At 68.1% G+C, this 16,193-nt stretch carries 14 protein-coding genes; 3 read left to right on the top strand and 11 right to left on the bottom strand.

Annotated elements, in window-relative coordinates; all coding sequences use genetic code 11:
* Nucleotides 1-11 precede the first annotated feature (11 nt).
* Nucleotides 12-623 (bottom strand): TetR/AcrR family transcriptional regulator, encoded by a 612-nt coding sequence (locus ACUJ46_RS00295; RefSeq protein ID WP_445388459.1) that lies wholly within the window; start codon nucleotides 621-623, stop codon nucleotides 12-14.
* A gap of 286 nt (nucleotides 624-909) precedes the next feature.
* On the opposite strand from ACUJ46_RS00295, the gene ACUJ46_RS00290 reads away from it, so the two are divergent.
* Nucleotides 910-1,524, top strand: a complete 615-nt coding sequence (locus ACUJ46_RS00290) for a hypothetical protein (RefSeq protein ID WP_445388458.1) — start codon at nucleotides 910-912, stop codon at nucleotides 1,522-1,524.
* A 47-nt stretch (nucleotides 1,525-1,571) separates the two neighbouring features.
* On the opposite strand, the gene prsR is transcribed toward ACUJ46_RS00290, so the two are convergent.
* Together prsR and prsK are read right to left on the bottom strand one after the other, a co-directional pair.
* Nucleotides 1,572-2,927, bottom strand: coding sequence for a PEP-CTERM-box response regulator transcription factor (gene prsR / locus ACUJ46_RS00285; protein WP_445388457.1), 1,356 nt, complete (start codon nucleotides 2,925-2,927; stop codon nucleotides 1,572-1,574).
* Nucleotides 2,920-5,097 (bottom strand): XrtA/PEP-CTERM system histidine kinase PrsK, encoded by a 2,178-nt coding sequence (prsK, locus tag ACUJ46_RS00280; protein ID WP_445388456.1) that lies wholly within the window; start codon nucleotides 5,095-5,097, stop codon nucleotides 2,920-2,922. Before prsK ends, prsR begins: the two co-directional genes overlap by 8 nt.
* 218 nt (nucleotides 5,098-5,315) lie before the next feature.
* Between prsK and ACUJ46_RS00275 the strand changes: the two genes are divergently transcribed.
* Nucleotides 5,316-5,498, top strand: coding sequence for a hypothetical protein (locus ACUJ46_RS00275; protein WP_445388455.1), 183 nt, complete (start codon nucleotides 5,316-5,318; stop codon nucleotides 5,496-5,498).
* Between the two features lie 43 nt (nucleotides 5,499-5,541).
* Here ACUJ46_RS00275 and ACUJ46_RS00270 read toward each other — a convergent pair whose 3' ends face one another.
* Nucleotides 5,542-7,059, bottom strand: coding sequence for an alkaline phosphatase (locus tag ACUJ46_RS00270; protein WP_445388454.1), 1,518 nt, complete (start codon nucleotides 7,057-7,059; stop codon nucleotides 5,542-5,544).
* Nucleotides 7,056-7,979: an isopenicillin N synthase family dioxygenase gene (locus tag ACUJ46_RS00265; protein WP_445388453.1), complete on the bottom strand. Its 924-nt coding sequence runs from the start codon at nucleotides 7,977-7,979 to the stop codon at nucleotides 7,056-7,058. The genes ACUJ46_RS00270 and ACUJ46_RS00265 overlap by 4 nt, the downstream gene beginning before the upstream one ends.
* Nucleotides 7,980-8,071: 92 nt before the next feature.
* Between ACUJ46_RS00265 and ACUJ46_RS00260 the strand changes: the two genes are divergently transcribed.
* Complete coding sequence (locus ACUJ46_RS00260; protein ID WP_445388452.1) at nucleotides 8,072-9,706, top strand: GMC family oxidoreductase; 1,635 nt, start codon at nucleotides 8,072-8,074, stop codon at nucleotides 9,704-9,706.
* A 37-nt stretch (nucleotides 9,707-9,743) separates the two neighbouring features.
* Here ACUJ46_RS00260 and ACUJ46_RS00255 read toward each other — a convergent pair whose 3' ends face one another.
* The 6 genes from ACUJ46_RS00255 to ACUJ46_RS00230 form a co-directional block, all read right to left on the bottom strand.
* A complete protein-coding gene (locus tag ACUJ46_RS00255; RefSeq protein WP_445388451.1) occupies nucleotides 9,744-11,396 on the bottom strand; it encodes an MFS transporter in 1,653 nt (550 codons plus the stop codon).
* A 54-nt stretch (nucleotides 11,397-11,450) separates the two neighbouring features.
* The gene (dapE, locus tag ACUJ46_RS00250) at nucleotides 11,451-12,599 is read right to left on the bottom strand and encodes a succinyl-diaminopimelate desuccinylase (RefSeq protein ID WP_445388450.1); all 1,149 of its coding nucleotides are present in this window, start codon (nucleotides 12,597-12,599) and stop codon (nucleotides 11,451-11,453) included.
* 1 nt (nucleotide 12,600) lies between these two features.
* Nucleotides 12,601-13,290: a glutathione S-transferase gene (locus ACUJ46_RS00245; protein ID WP_445388449.1), complete on the bottom strand. Its 690-nt coding sequence runs from the start codon at nucleotides 13,288-13,290 to the stop codon at nucleotides 12,601-12,603.
* 67 nt (nucleotides 13,291-13,357) lie between these two features.
* Nucleotides 13,358-14,038: an O-methyltransferase gene (locus tag ACUJ46_RS00240; protein WP_445388448.1), complete on the bottom strand. Its 681-nt coding sequence runs from the start codon at nucleotides 14,036-14,038 to the stop codon at nucleotides 13,358-13,360.
* Between the two features lie 93 nt (nucleotides 14,039-14,131).
* Nucleotides 14,132-15,679: an acyl-CoA carboxylase subunit beta gene (locus ACUJ46_RS00235; protein ID WP_445388447.1), complete on the bottom strand. Its 1,548-nt coding sequence runs from the start codon at nucleotides 15,677-15,679 to the stop codon at nucleotides 14,132-14,134.
* Nucleotides 15,680-15,715: 36 nt separating this feature from the next.
* Nucleotides 15,716-16,126: a hypothetical protein gene (locus ACUJ46_RS00230; RefSeq protein ID WP_445388446.1), complete on the bottom strand. Its 411-nt coding sequence runs from the start codon at nucleotides 16,124-16,126 to the stop codon at nucleotides 15,716-15,718.
* Between the last annotated feature and the right edge of the window lie 67 nt (nucleotides 16,127-16,193).

Here is a 16,193-nt window from a genome sequence, read left to right as displayed (position 1 = left end):
CCCGTCACGCTTCAGCCCTCGACCGGCCAGAGGGCGACCGCAGCCCGCCGCAGGGCCGCCTTCGCCTCGGCGACGGTCAGGCCCTGGGTCTCGCGAAGGCGAAGCCAGGTTTCCATCGAAAGCAGGGCGCACATCAGCTCGAAAAGCTGGCGGTCGGATACCAGTTGCGCCGGAAGCGTCACGGCAAGCAGGTCCCGGCTCATCGTGACGAGGCGACGCCCCTGGGACGCCATGGTCTTGTTGCGATGGCGGTGCAGCGTCATGGTCACGAAATAAGGGGCGATGGCCTCAAACAGCATGGCGCGCTGGTCCAGCGTTTCGTCCAGCAGGGCCGGCCAGGTGCGGGCCACCATCGGCTGGTCGAGCATGGGGGCCACGCGCTCGAAGAGGATTTCGACAATCTCCATGTAGAGATTGTCCATTTCCTCGAAATGGCGGAACACGGTGCGCAGGCTGACTTCGGCGCGCGCCGCTACGGCCTCGGCCGTCGGCGCATACAGCCCGCTTTCCACCAGCTCCATCATGGCGGCGATGATCCGGCGACGACTGTCGGCGGACCGCTCACGGCGGCCATCGAGCTTGGTTTCGGTCTGCGGAAGGATTTCGTCAGGCGCGACCGCCATTTTTCCCGCCTCATTCTGACGGGCTTGTAAGGAAGTGCTCATGGCGAACTGTTAAGGCAGTCGGACAGGCATGAAAAGCCGAAATGCGATGAACGGGACACAGTTTAAGGCTGTTGCGGTGCGCCAGACGCCGCAAATCCCGGATTTCCGGCCGGAATTGTGCCGGAATCTTGTCTGTCGGCGCGAAACGGAAAATGGCGGCCACAAGCACTTTCTGCCAGAACCGCATCCTCTTCTGTCCTACACATGCCAATATGGTTATTTTTGCACCATGAACAGGACATCAATGCCTTCCCGGCCCCGCCGCCCGCGCCTTCGTGGCGCAAAAGCCCGCCTGCTGGTTTCAGGCGCGATCTTTCCCATGCTCGACGTGGCCGACCCCCCGGGCCAGGAAGCCCCGGCCCCGGCAGGACTGAGCGCCGGCCAGCGCATCGGCTTCCTGTCAGCCCTGCTGGAGGCGCAGAGCTTTTCCGAAGCCTGCCGCCGCACCGGGCTGGGCCGGGGCGACGTGCTGGCCGCCCGCGCCCGCGATGCGCTCTTCGCTGCGGAGTGGGACCGGCTGATCGAGACCCGCCTCGCCCATCTCGAGACATTGCTGATCGACAAGGCCATCGCCGGCCTCGGCGTCGAACGCCCCGGCGAAGCCGGAGACCAGGGTGACAAATTCCATGTCGCGCTTGGCCAGTGGATCCTGGCCGAACGGCGCGGCCCGAAGGCAAGAAGCGCCCGCGCCGAACCCGCCGGCGATGCCGCCGCCGGAAAGCCCGCACCTCAGCCAGCGCCGCATGGCGAAGACCCGGAGGATCTCGCCAGGGTCGAAGCGCTCATCGCGCAAACGGAAGCGCGCATCGCGGCAGCCGAAGCCGCCATCGCGCAGGCAGGCGGCCCGGCCCCGCGCTGACAGACAAGTGCTGGCGAAGGGGCGACGAAAAGCGGGAAGCGCCCCCCTCAGGATGGCCGGATGTCGAGGTCGCGGATCATGTCGTAGAGCGTCGGCCGGCTGATCCCCAGGGTTTTTGCGGCCTGGCTGATGCTGCCGCCCGACGCCGTAAGCGCCGCCGTCACCACCCGCCGGTCCGAGGCCATGCGTGATTCCCGCAAGGTCATCAACGCGGCTTCCGGGCTGTCGGCCAGGTCGAGATCGGCCGGCGTGATGGCATTGCCATCGGCCATGATCACCGCGCGCTTCATGCGGTTTTCCAGTTCGCGCACATTGCCCGGCCAGCTGTGCAGGTTGATGGCGGCAAGCGCACCCGGTCCGATGCGGGTGGGCGCGCCGGGCCGCTCGCCGGCGTATGTCTTCAGGAAATGGCTGGCCAGAAGCGCTGCATCCCCCGTCCGCTCGCGCAGGGGCGGGATGCCGATGCTCACCTCGGCGATCCGGTAATAAAGGTCTTCCCGGAAGCTGCCGTCGCCGATCATCTTCTTCAGGTTGCGGTGCGTGGCGCAGATGATCCGCGTGTCCACGTCGATCGGCTTGCGGCCGCCCACGCGCTCGATCACGCGTTCCTGGATGAAGCGCAACAGCTTCACCTGCAGCGGCAGCGGAATGTCGCCCACTTCGTCGAGGAAGAGCGTGCCGCCCTCGGCCAGTTCGATCTTGCCGGGCGTGGTCTTGACCGCGCCGGTGAAGGCGCCGCGCTCATAGCCGAAAAGCTCGGCTTCCAGCAGGTTTTCCGGAATGGCGCCGCAGTTGATGGCGATGAAGGCGCCACCCTTGCGGTGCGAACCGGCATGAAGCGCGCGCGCCAGAACCTCCTTGCCGGTGCCCGATTCCCCCAGCAGCAGGACCGACACATCGGTCGCCGCCACGCGCTCGATCATGGCGCACACCTTCAGCATTTCAGGCGCGCCCGTCACCAGGTTCGCCAGCGGCGATTCCGGCTGCCCGGCGGCCAGCCGGCGGTTTTCCGCCTCCAGCTGCGCCACGTGAAAGGCCCGGCCAACGATGAAGCCGAGTTCGTCGATATCGACCGGCTTCTGGTAGAAATCGAAGGCGCCAAGCGCAATCGCGCGACGGGCGCTTTCCCGCGCGCCATGGCCCGATGCCACGATCACCTTGGTGTAGGGCGCGGTCGTCATGATCTCTTCGAGGGTTGCAAAGCCTTCCGAGGTTCCGTCGGCATCGGGCGGCAGGCCGAGATCGAGCGTCACGACCGCCGGCTTGTGCTCGCGCAGGGCCGCAAGCGCCGCCGGCCTGTCACCGGCGACCACGACCTCATAATCCTCATAGGCCCAGCGCAACTGGCGCTGCAGCCCGGCATCATCTTCCACCACAAGCAATATCGGTTTTTCGTCACGCATTCCCGCTCACCTGCACTCCGCTCTTCCGGTCTGTGGCGGCTGCCCCGCGGGGCAGCGTCACCGTGAAACATGTTCCCTCGCCCGGCCGGCTTTCCACATCCAGCCTGCCGCCATGCTGGCGGGCGATCTCGCGGGCCTCGTAGGCGCCGATCCCGAACCCGCCATCCTTGGTGGAGCGGAAGGGGCGGAACAGCTCGTCGCGGATGAAACCCGCCGACATGCCGTGCCCGCTATCGGCCACGGTGATCCGCACTTCGGGTCCCGTTTCCGAAAGCACCAGCCGCACGGGGGCATCGGGTGCGCTGGCATCGATGGCATTCTGCACCAGATGGGTCAGCATCGCTTCCAGTTGCTGCGCATCCCCGACGATGGGCATCGCCGCATCGGCGCCTGCCAGTTCGACCGCCGGATGCTGGCGGCGCAGCGCAACGACAACCATCGAGGTAATCATGGCGATGTCTGCCGTCCCCTGCGTCGCGTGCGGGCCGCGTTCACCATCGCGTGCCGGGGAATCCCGGCCCTGCCGCTCCCTGTCCTGCGCCTCCCGCCCCATCAGCTTCAGAAGGTCGGTCATCTTGGCGACGCTGGAATTCAGCGTGGCGATCATGTCTGCCCGGAACTCGGGCTTGTCGGCATGGCGTTCGGCATTGCGGGCCACCAGGCCAAGCTGGCTCACCACATTCTTCAGGTCGTGCATCACGAAGGCGAAGCGGCGGTTGAACTCCTCGAAACGCTTCGCTTCCTCCAGCTGGGACTGGGTTTCCGTCTCGGCCAGATAGCTGGCGCCCTGGCGGCCGAGCGTCCGCAGCAGGTCGAAATCCTCCCAGTTGAGATCGCGCGGAACGAGCGTGCGCTCCAGCAGCAAGATGCCGGTCAGCTGCTCGCGGTGGATGAGCGGCACGGCAAGCCAGATCGCACGGTCGGCGGCGGCCCAGGCGGGCAGGGTCAGGTCTGCGTGCGATCCGGGGCTTGCCTCGCCCGCAGCTTCGGCCCGCAGCTTGTCGAAATCGACGATCCGCCCGGTCTCGGCCACGAAATGGCCAAGCGCAGACCCTTCAGGAATGCGCGGCGCATCGAGCTGCGGCCAGCACCAGCGCGCCGTCAGTTCGAAACCGCCGCCCGGCGAGGCTTCGAGAAGCGCCGCGCCCGGGCAGTGCATAACCGTCGCCACCGCTTCGGCCAGGCGTTCGCGGAAGGGAATGCGCCCCACCCCGTTTCCAGGTGCAGCATCGATCATGTCGATGAAGCGCAGCCACTCGACCCGGTAATCATAGCGATAGCGGTAGAAATTGCGCGATATGCGCACCCGCAGTTCGGCGCGGAAGCGCGGTGACAGCAGCACCAGAGCACCGGCAATCAGCGTGATCGCCATGAACACGACTTGCAGCAACTGGCCCCAGCTGCCGCCCGTGAGGCGCAGCCCATAGGCCAGAAGCGACATCAGGATCAGATAGGCGCCGATGATCGAGAAGCTGACGCTGTGGAAAGCCGCCTGCCGCGACAGGTGCAGCCGCGCGCCGGCCGTCTCGCGCATGCCGAGATAGAGGAGCGGCACCGCCAGCGCATCCACCGCGCCCCGCATCCCGAGCAGGGACTGGTTCGGCACGCCGACCAGGAAATGGATGGTGTAGAGGTTGAGATCATAAGCAAAAAGGACGGCCAGGCCGACGACGAACAGCCGGAACCGGAAACCGCCCTGGCTGGTGTTCACATAGAGATTGTGCAGCAGCACCAGACCGGAAATGGCGACAACCAGCCGGCTGGCGATGAACAGCATCGCCCCGAAAGGCTGGGCGCTGAGCGGCCCCGCCACGGGCGACATGCTGAACAACGCATCGAGCAACAGCTGCCAGGTGATGACGAAGCCAAGACCCATGGCGACCACGAAGGACGAGCCGGGCTTTTCCACGAGGCCGAGGGATCGACGCTGCATCAGCAGCAGCACGAAGATCCAGGATGCGGTGCGGAGCGTTTCCATCTTGCTGAGGAAGGGGACGCTGCCCGGGCCATGGCGAACGGCCAGCGCCTCGCCGCCGGCCCAGAAGGCCGTGACAAAGGCGGCCAGCGCGATCGACAGCCGCACGAACGAAGGCGCGCGCCGAAGCCCGATCGCCAGCCCGAGGATCAGGAAGGCAAGTGCCGCCACGAGGTGGCTGAACTGAGAAATCATTCCCACCATGTCCGGCATGCCTAGTGCAAATTCCTCCCCGATGGCGAAGCCAAACCCTGCCGGCCCTTCAGAATGTCATGATTCTTTACACCTTTGTGGCAGGAATTGCGACAGGCCCCGGACGGCGGGGCAGGCGCCACCCCTTTGCCAGCACGCCGCCGCCACGCTAACGAGGGGGATGGCCCCCGAACCGGGGGAAGCAACGCCAGGCAGCAGGCATGACGGACAGCAGCAAAAGGAACGCCGGCCCGAAAGGCGCACAGGAAGGCCGGAATGCAAAGACCGCGCGCGCGGAACGCCTGAAGGCGGCCCTGCGGGACAATCTCCGCAAGCGGAAGGACAAGGCCCGGCAGGCCCCCGGCCAGCAGGATAGCGACGGGGAAAGCAGCAGCCGGGGCTGAACCGGCCTGCCTGTCGTGTCAGCCCGTCATTGCCGGCAGGGCGCTATTTCCAGCCGAGCGCGCGCGCCATGATGTGGAAGATGCTGTTCTGCTCCACCGTGCCATCGACAAGGGCGCTTCCCGGCCCGGCCGCGAACAGGCCGACATCCTCGCCGCCATGCGTCTCGGCTTCCATGATGGCGGCCTTGGGCTGCAGGAAATCCGGGTCGGTCGGCGCCCTGGCCGAAGACAGGCTGCGCTTGCCCAGCCGCAGGGCAACCGGCCCGTTGGCATAGCCCAGCGTCGTCACCGGCCGGCCGAGAAGGTCGAGCACATTGCCGTCCTTGTCGGTCGCGGTGCGGCCCTCGCCACCGGCAATGGGGCGGATGAAGCCCAGAATGTCGTTCCCGCGGGGCGGATAGCCGGCCATGGTGAAGACATGGCTGTGATCGGCCGTCACCAGGACCAGCGTTTCCTTCAGGTCGACGATTCCGAGCACTTCCTCGACCGCGCGCGCCAGTTCGACCGTCTCGTCGAGCGCGCGATAGGCGTTGGTCATGTGGTGGGCATGGTCGATCCGGCCGCCCTCCACCATCAGCACATAGCCGCCGCCACGGGCCTCCAGCTTGCGCACGGCAAAAGCGGCCATTTCCGCCAGCGAGGGTTCGGCCTTGCGATCGGCGTCGAAGGCGAAGTCGAGATGGCTGGCATTGAAGAGGCCCAGCACCGGCTCGCGCCGCTTCGGGTCGAGCGCGCGGAACGGCAGCGCCGATTCGACGAAACGTCCCGCCGGGTTCGCCTTCGTCCATTCGACGATCAGGTCGCGGCCATCGTCGCGGCTGCCGCCCGCGCCCGCCGGCCGGAACTTCGAAAGCCCGCCGCCCAGCACCACGTCCATCCCGCCCCGGAAGCCGACAAGCTGGCTGGCGATGTCGGCGCAGCCGCTGGCGCGGTCTTCGGCCGGATAGTCGCGGTCAGCGCCTTCCCAGTCCCGGTTGGGCACATGGGCAAACATGGCTGCCGGCGTTGCATGGGTGATGCGTGTCGTCGTCACCACGCCCACGCCCATGCCGCGCGCCCGCGCGATCCCGGCCAGCGTCTTCGGCAGTTTCTGCGGCGTGCGGCAGGCCTCGGCCCCCTGGCCGGGAAGAAGGCCCAGCACGCCGATCCGGGTCTTGGTGCCCGTCGTCATGGCGGTGGCGGTTCCGGCGCTGTCGGGCACCTGCGCGTTGCTGTTGTAGGTCTTCACCATCGCCCGGCGCGGCAGGCGCTCGAAGCTGAGCAGGTTTTCCTCGCCGCCCTCGAAGCCGGCATAGGTGCCGCCGGCCGCCTTCGCGCGCTGCTGCGCCTCGAAGATGCGCGCGGCAGTGATGGTGCTGATCCCCATCCCGTCGCCGACGAAGAGAATCACGTTCTTCGCCCGTTCGGCGCGGACGCCAGCGGCACGGGCGGCGATTTCGGCCTCGGCCTTTTTCCAGCTCGGATCGGTCGAGGCGGTGGTGTCGAGCGCCTTTGCGGCAGCGGAAGCCTGTGCGGCGGCGGGCGCCGCCAGCAGCAGCGCAGTAAGAAGAATATGCCTCATGCGAGCCTTATCTCCGCCAAACGTTGCAGAAGAAAGTCATTGGCCGTGATCGGCGGCATGTCCGGGCGCGGGATGAACGGCTCGATCAGCCAGTCCGGCCGGAAATGCAGGAAAAAGGGCATGGAATAGCGCGACAGGTGTCGCCGTTCGGGCGGCGGGTTCACCACCCGGTGGGTGGTCGATGGCAGCTGCCCGCCCGTCTGGCGCGCCAGCATGTCGCCCACATTCACCACGAGGCTGCCGGGCGGGGCGGGCACTTCCAGCCACTCCCCCTCGCGCGAGAGAAGCTGAAGCCCGGCTTCCTCGGCCCCCAGCAGCAGGGTGATGACATTGATGTCCTCGTGCGCGCCGGCGCGCACGCCCGGCGCATCGGCGGGCACGGGCGGATAGTGCAGCAACCTCAGGATGCTGTTGCCATCGCGCACCGGGTTCTCGAAAAAGCCGGCGGGCTGGCCGAGATGCACGGCAATCGCCTTCAGGATCCTGAGGCCGGCCGTCTCCAGCGCCGAAAAGAGCGCCTGCATGGCGGGGCGGAAGGCGGGCACATCGGCATCCGGCCAGATGTTGGGGGCCATGATCGCGCCATGCGGATGGCCGGGCGGCAGGTCGCGGCCGACATGCCAGAATTCCTTCAGGTCGACCGTGTCGGCGCCCTTGGCGGCTTCCACTCCGAAGGGCGTGTAGCCGCGCTGCCCGGCGCCGCCCGGCTGATGGTAGCGGCGCTTGGCGGCATCGGGCAGGGCAAAGAAGGCGCGCGCGGCGGCCCATCCGGCCTCTATCAGCCCGGCGTCGATTCCATGGCCTTCCACCACGGAAAAGCCGGTGCGGCGGAAGCTGTCCCCCAGCAGTCCGGCGGCAGCGGGCAGGTCGCTTTCCACGAGATCGAGGGGCACGGGTCTGATCGAGGCACGATTCGTCATGCCCCGCCCATAGAAGGATCGGCGCCACCCGAGAAGCGGGAGCTTGAGTGGCGGCGCGGCCTTGGGCAAGCTGCCGGCAGAGGGAGATGCAGATGATGGATTTCGATTATGTGATCGTTGGCGCGGGTTCGGCCGGCTGCGTGCTGGCCAACAGGCTCACGGCCGATGGCCGGCACCGCGTGCTGCTGCTGGAAGCCGGCCCGAAGGACTGGAATCCGATGATCCACATTCCGGTCGGCTATTCCACCACGCTCAAGGATCCTTCGGTCAACTGGCTCTACGAGACCGAGCCCGACCCCGGCTCGATGGACCGGGTCCATGTCTGGCCGCGCGGCAAGGTGCTGGGCGGCTCCTCGTCGATCAACGGGCTTCTTTATGTGCGCGGCCAGATGGCCGATTACGACAACTGGGCCCAGCTCGGCGCGACGGGCTGGTCCTCGTCGGACGTGCTCCCCTATTTCCGCCGCGCCGAAGCCAATGAACGGCTTTCGGATGATCTCCACGGCACCGACGGGCCGCTCAATGTCTCGGATGCGACAACCCGCCACCCTGTGTCGGATGCCGTGGTCGAGGCCGGCGTCCAGGCCGGCCTGCCCTTCAACGACGATGTGAACGGCGAAGTGCAGGACGGCATCAGCTATTTCCAGCTGACGGTGAAGAACGGCCGCCGCTGGTCGACGGCGCAGGGCTATCTGAAGCCCGCCTTGAACCGCCGCAACCTGCATGTCGAAACCGAAGCCCATGTCGCGTCCATCCTGTTCGACGGCAAGCGCGCGACCGGCGTCACCTACCGTCAGGATGGCCGCACCGTTACCGCCATGGCGCGGCGCGAAGTGATCCTGTGCGGCGGCGCGGTCAATTCGCCGCAGCTGCTGGAAGTGAACGGAATCGGCGATCCCGAAGTGCTGAAGGCCGCCGGAATCGACGTGCGCCACGCGCTTCCCGGCGTCGGCAAGAACCTGCAGGACCATTTCGTCGTTTCGGTCCAGTTCCGGCTGAAGCCCGGCACCATCACCGTGAACCAGCTGAGCAAGGGCTGGCGCGTGATGGTCGAGGCGCTGAAATATGCCGCCACCCGCAAGGGGCTGCTGACGCTTTCTGCCGCCCATGTGCAGGCCTATTGGCGCTCCCGCCCCGGCCTTTCCGGACCGGACGTGCAATATCACATCCTGCCCGCCACGGTGAACATCCCGAAATACCGCGACACCGGCGTGTGGGAACTGGAGGATGAATCGGGCCTCACCATCGCGCCCTGCCAGCTGCGCCCGGAAAGCCGCGGCACCATCCATGTGAAATCGCCCGATCCCTTCGCCGCCCCGGCGATCCGCCCCAATTATCTGGCAGATCCGATCGACCAGCGGACAATCGTGGAGGGGGTGAAGTTCGCCTCTGTCATCGCCGCGCAGGATGCGCTGAAACCCTGGATGGAACATCGCATCGACCCGGCCGACGGCGCCATGGGCGATGACGAGATCCTGTCCTGGGTGCGCGAGCGTGGCTCCACCATCTATCACCCGGTGGGCACCTGCCGCATGGGCCAGGCCTCGGATACGGGCGCCGTGGTCGATCCGCAGGGGCGGGTGCACGGGCTTTCAGGCCTGCGCGTCGTCGATGCCTCGGTGATGCCGCGCCTTGTCAGCGGCAACACCAATGCGCCTACCATCATGATCGCGGAGAAGATCTCGGATTCGATCCTCGCGGATGCAAAGGCTGAAGCGGCGGCCTGAAATACTGCCGTCCTGAAATCCTGCCGGGCCAGCAGCTTCAGAGACCGGCCGTCGTGCTGTCACTGCCGCCAAGCGGTGGCACGGCGGCCGGAAGCCCCGGCCGGTCGGCCAGTTCGCGCCGCACGCGGGGCCGCTCCGGCCCTTCGTGCAGCGCCATGACCCGCTCGGCGCTGGGCGCATCGGCCCGCGTGCGCCGGGCATGGTGGCGCACATAGTCGATCCAGGTCGCCACCTCGTAGCGCTCTATCCAGAGCGCGGGGTCGCCCAGATCGCGCAGCAGCCGCCAGTCCCGTGCGCCGTCGCGGATGCGGATGCGCCGCCGGTCGCGCATCGCTTCAAGGAAGGCGGGCACATTGTCCGCCGCGATGCGATATTCGATGCTGATGAGCAGCGGCCCCGCCATCCGGTCGACCGGAACCGCCACGTCCGGTTCCTGCCAGCGGGCAAGCGGATCGAGATCGAGATCGGCAACCGCGGGCATCGGAAAACGCCATGCCGCCGCCAGCAGCAGGGTCTGGAGCGCGCCGGCAATGAAAAGCGCCAGCTGCAGGCCGGTTGCGCCTGCCAGTTCGCCGAACAGCCAGCTTCCCGCCGCCATCGCGCCGAAGGCCGCCGTCTGGTAGAGCGCCAGCGCGCGGCCTACCACCCAGCGCGGCACGGCCATCTGCACCGTCACGTTGAAGGTGGACAGCGCCAGCACCCAGCCGCCACCTGCCAGCATCGCCGCCACAAGGGTGAGCGGCAGAAAGCCCGTGGCGCCGGAAAGCGCCGTGCCCGCCGCCAGCGCCAGCGTCGCCCAGCGCACCAGCCCCTCGGATGACAGGCGCTGCCGCAAACGCCCCACGACCAGCGCACCGCTGACAGCGCCCACGCCGAAGGCGCCCATCAACAGGCCGAACACATTGGCGCCGCCGCCCAGCAGATCGCGCGCGATCAGCGGCATCAGAGCCGAAAGGGCGCTCGCCGTCAGCCCGAACAGAAAGGCCCGGAACAGCACCCGCAAGACGTCGGGCGACATGATCACATAGCGCAGGCCGGCGGCCATCGCCTCGCCCACGGGCTCGGGCGGCAGGGTGCGCGGCGTTTCCGGCCGCTTCCAGCGCAGCAGCACGGTGATGATGCCGGCATAGCTGATCGCGTTCACGAGAAAGGCGGCAAAGGCCCCCGCCGCCGCCACCAGCAGCCCGCCAAGCGCCGGGCCAAGGCTGCGCGCCAGGTTGAAGCCCATGCTGTTGTAGGCGACCGCGCGCGGCAGCAGGGGGCGCGGCACGATTTCCCCGACCGTCGCCTGCCAGGCCGGCGCATTGAGCGTCACGCCGACACCGATGAGGAAGGTGAAGCCAAGCAGCAGCCAGGGCGTGAGAAGCCCGGCATAGGCAAGGCCGGCCAGCAGCGCCGAAAGCGCGAACATGAAAATCTGCGCCACCAGCATCACCCGGCGGCGGTCGAAATTGTCGGCAAGCGCGCCCGCGACCAGCGAAAACAGCATCAGCGGCAAGGTGACGGAGGATTGCACCAGCGCCACCATGCCGGGCGAGCGCGTCAGCTCCGTCATCAGCCAGGCCGCCCCGACGGACTGGATCAGCCCGCCGAACTGGGACAGAAGGTTCGCCGACCAGATCGCCCGGTATACGGGCACGGCAAAGGGCGAGGCCGGCGCATCGCCCGCCTGCCGTTCCTCCGCGCTCATGGCTGGCGTATCATGGCTGGCGTATCATGGCCGGCAGATCACGGCCAGCAGCCCTCAGGCCGCCAGGGCGCGGCGCAGCACGCCGTCATAGATGCGGGCAAGGGTGCGGATGTCTTCCACGCGCACCTGCTCGTCCACCTTGTGCATCGACTGGCCCGGCAGGCCGAACTCGATCACCGGGCACATGCGGCGGATGAAGCGCGCGTCCGAAGTGCCGCCGCTGGTGGAAAGCTCGGGCCGACGCCCGGTTTCCGCTTCGACGGCATCGCCCACCAGCCCCGAAAGCAGGCCCGGCTCGGTCAGGAAGGATTCGCCCGAAATGCGGATCTTCACCTCGGAGGATGGCGCATGGCAGGCCACCACCTCCTCGATCCAGCCGGCCAGTTCCGCGCCCCGGTGGCGGTCGTTGAAGCGGATGTTGAGCCGCGCCGAAGCGCGCGCCGGAATGACGTTGGTGGCCGGGTTGCCCACTTCCAGATCGACGATCTCGAGGTTGGAGGGCGAGAACCAGTCGCTGCCGCTGTCAAGCACGCGGGCCTGAAGCTCGGCCAGCAGCGGCACCAGCCGCCGAACGGGGTTGTCCGCCCTGTCCGGATAGGCGACATGGCCCTGCGCGCCATTCACGGTGATCCAAGCGTTCAGGCTGCCGCGCCGGCCCACCTTCATCACGTCGCCCAGTTCGCGCATCGAGGTCGGCTCGCCCACCAGGCACATGTCGGGGCGGATGCCGCGCGCGTCCATCCAGTCGAGGATCCGGTCCGTGCCGAAGGTGGCCGGGCCTTCCTCGTCGCCGGTGATGATGAAGGAAAGCCGCCCCGGCCCTCCCGGCTTCCTGCGCGCCACATGGGCCGCCGCCGCCGAGACCATGGCGGCGATCGCGCCCTTCATGTCGGCGGCGCCCCGGCCCACCAGCAGGCCGTTTTCCACCGTGCCGGCATAGGGGTCGACGCTCCAGCCGCTACCCTCGGGCACCACGTCGGTATGGCCGGCAAAGGCGAAGTGCGGCCCGCTGTCGCCGATCGTCGCGAACAGATTCTCGACCGGCCCGTCCGGCTCGGACCCGAAGGTCAGGCGCGTGACGGTGAAGCCCAGCCCCTCCAGCGCCCGGCCAAGAAGGTCCATGGCGCCGGCATCGGCGGGCGTGACGGACCGGCAGCGCACGAGGTCGCAGGCCATGGGAAGCGGATCGGGCAGGATCGTCATCTCAATACTCGTAAGCAGGTTGCAGCCGGGTTTCGGTGGCGGCAGCCGCCACCCATTCGGCCACCAGCGGGTGCGCCATGGCCCGGGCACGATAGGCCTCGGCCTCGGGGCTGAGTGCCACATCATAGGTGGTGAAGCGGCTGGCGACGGGGGCGAACAGAATGTCGGCCGCACCCCATTCAGCCCCGGCGAGCCATGGCCCGCCAAAGGCATCAAGGCCATGGCGCCACAGGGCGTCGACCCGCCCGGAATCGGCTGCGGCATCCTCGGGCAGCTGCCAGCCCGGATAATGGCGCATCACGTTCATCGGGCAGGCCTTGCGCAGAGCCATGAAGCCCGCCTGCATCTCGACTGCAGCCGAAAGGGCAAAGGCCCGCGCGCGCGGGTCCGCCGGCCAGAAGCGCGTGCCACCGCTGGCGCGGTCGAGCCAGTCGATGATGGCGATGGCGTTCCACAGCGCGATGTCGCGGGCAGGGTCAGGGTCCGGCGCGGGTGATTCGCCCGAATCCCACAGCACGGGCACCTTGCCGCCGGAAACGGCGATGTCGGGGCGTGCGCGCCGCGCCTGCCAGTCAGGCGCGTAGAGATCGACCCAGGTTTCCGTGAACGGCAGGCCCGAATGGCGGGCGGCCAGCCAGCCACGCAAGGACCAGCTGGAATAGCGGCGGTTGGCGACGATCAGATGCAGCATCCATCCTGCTTACCCTGACGCACCCGTCGCGCAAGCCCGCAGACGGCGTGGACGCGTCGCGAAGCGCCTAAAGCCGGCGGCAGATCATCAGCCCGTCCCACCCCCTGGCCCCCACGGTCTGGAACGCGACCGCCTCGAACCGGCGGTCCATGCGCATCGCGGCATAGAGGCTGCGGATACCGGCCAGGGCGGGGTCGTCGCTGGTTTCGTGCAGGATGCGGCCCTCGCGCACCACATTGTCGATCACCACGAGGCCGCCCGGGCGGGTCAGGGTTGCCGCCCAGTCGGCATAGGCAGCGCTGTTTTCCTTGTCCGCGTCGATGAACACCAGGTCGAAGGCATGGCCCTCGTCCACCAGCCCCGGCAACAGGTCGAGCGCCGCGCCGACGCGCATGTCGATCTGCCTTGTCAGTTCGGCGCGGGCGAAATTGGCGCGCGCCACATCGGCATGGCGCGGATCGGCCTCCAGCGTCACCAGCCGGCCGCCCGGCTTCAGCGCGCGGGCCATGCAGATGGCCGAATAGCCCCCCAGCGTGCCGATCTCGAGGATGTGGCGGGCCCCCACAAGGTTGCAAAGAAGCCCGAGCAAGGCCCCTGTCAGCGCCGAAACCTCGATCGGCGGCAGGCCGGCGCGCCTGCAGGCCGCGCGCGCATCGTCCAGCACGGGGTCGGCGGGCAGCAGGTGCAGCGCCATCCAGTGGTCCACCTCGGCCCAGCGATCCTTTTCGGTAAAGCGACGTTCGTCCATCCTCCACCTCCGCCCGGCAGCATAGCCCCGATGCGCCAGGATCAGAAGGGCTGATGGTCAACGGTCGGCCTCAGGGCCAGTCAGCGCACGGCCTTACGGCCGAAGGCCGCGTCCCTTCCGGCCCGGCTTCAGCGCCCGCTGCGCCATGGCGGCGAACTGGCACAGCTCGGCCCGCGTGTCCTCGGGCGCGATGATCGCCTCCACGCCGAATTTCTCCGCCGTGCGGAAGGGGCTGCGCACCCGCTCCAGCCGGGCGCGGATCTCGGCAAGCTTCGCCGCCGGATCGTCCGATGCCTCCAGCTCCGAACGATAGGCCGCTTCCAGCCCGCCGGAAATCGGCAGGCTGCCCCAGTCCCCGCTTGGCCAGGCCATGCGCCAGCGGAAACGGTCGGCCGGTGCATGGGCCGAACCCGCCATGCCATAGGCCTTGCGCAGGATCACCGAGGCCCATGGCACGCTGGCCTGATAGATGGCGGCCAGCGCCCGGCTTCCCCAGCGGATGGTCGCCTCGTCTTCGGCGCGGCGGCCGATCAGGAAGCCGGGGTTGTCCACCAGATGCACCACCGGCAGGTGGAATGTGTCTGCCAGGTCCACCATCCGCTCGACCTTGCGCGCAGTCGCCGCCGTCCACAGCCCGCCCAGTGCTTCCGGGTTGGAGGCGATGACGGCCACGGCATGGCCATCCAGCCGCGCCAGCCCCGTCACCGCGCCAAGCCCCCATTCGCGGCCGATCTCGAACCAGCTGCCCTTGTCCATGATCGCCTCGACAATGGGGCGGATGGGATAAAGGCGGCGCGAGTCGCGCGGCACCGCGCCGTTCAGCCAGGCTTCCCGGCGGCCCGCCTGGTCACGCGATGCCTGCCGGGCAGGCAGTTCGTCCACGCTCGATGGCAGGTAGGAAAGGAAGCGCTTCAGCCGGTCGAAGGCTTCGGCCTCGCTTGCCACCCGGTCATCGACGGCGCCGTTGCGGGCATGGATATGAGCGCCGCCCAGCTCTTCCTTGGTGCGCACCTCGCCGGCAGCGGCAACCACGGGCGGGCCGGCCACGAACATCTGCGACAGGCCTTCGACCAGCAGGCTGTAATGGGCCATCACCATGCGGCCCGCGCCAAGGCCCGCCACCGGCCCCAGCCCCAGCGCCACCACCGGCACCGCGCTCATGTTGGCGACCATCGCGTCCCAGCCGGGAATTTCGGGGATATAGGTATAGCCCGATTCCTCCAGCGTGCGGACGGATCCGCCGCCACCGGTGCCCTCGATCATGCGGATGAGCGGCATGCGATATTCGGCGGCCAGCCGCTCGGCTTCCAGCAGCTTGCGATGCAGAGAGGCATCCGCCGCCCCGCCGCGCACGGTGAAGTCATCGGCTGTCAGCACCACCGGGCGCCCGTCCACTTCGGCGCGGCCGAACAGGAAATTGGCCGGCAGCAGCGATTGCAGCTCCCCGTCCGGCCCGTAGGTAGAAAAGCCCGAAAGCTCGCCGATCTCGCGGAAACTGCCCGAATCGGCCACCGCCGCAATCCGCGCCCGCACATTCATGCGCCCGGCGTCTGCCTGCCGCTTCAGCTTTTCAGGCCCGCCCATGGCCCGGGCCAGCGCCTGGCGCCGCCTGAGCTCCTCGATTTCAGCATCCCATTCCATGGCAGCCAGCATAGGCTGGTTGCTGCGGCAGAAAAGCTAGCAATCTCCGGTGCGCCGCCACTCCATCCGGGCAGCGAAGGGCAGCTTTCCGTCCACCCCCTGCACCCGGCTGTCATAAAGGCCCGATGCAGTGCGGCGCAGGTCCGTCCGGCCAGTCCGGCCGCTCCGGCAGCTGTAGGAAAGGGCGGCATCCTCGACGCCGTCGGAAAGGACCGTCATGGTGCAGCCCGAGGCAGGACGGCCGCCCGTCAGCAGGGCGCCGGGATCCCGCAGGCACAGCGTGCGCGGTTCGCCGCCATCGGCGCGCATGTCCCATGCGCCGGGGCGGAAATCGGCAAGCGGCTTCAGCCGCGGAAAGGCGGTTCCCGTGGCCGCTGCATCGGCTGCCAGCGGCAGCATCAGCAACGCCGCGAAGATGGGCGCATGGGGTCGCATAAGGGTCATCATAGCGCCGAATAACGGCCAATTCCTGTCAACATCTGCAAAGCATCCGATTTTTCCGGATTAGATGGCC

This window comes from Sandaracinobacteroides sp. A072, assembly GCF_052616365.1.
Note: the sequence above shows the minus strand (reverse complement) of the source record. Positions and strands in the feature narration are given on the sequence as shown.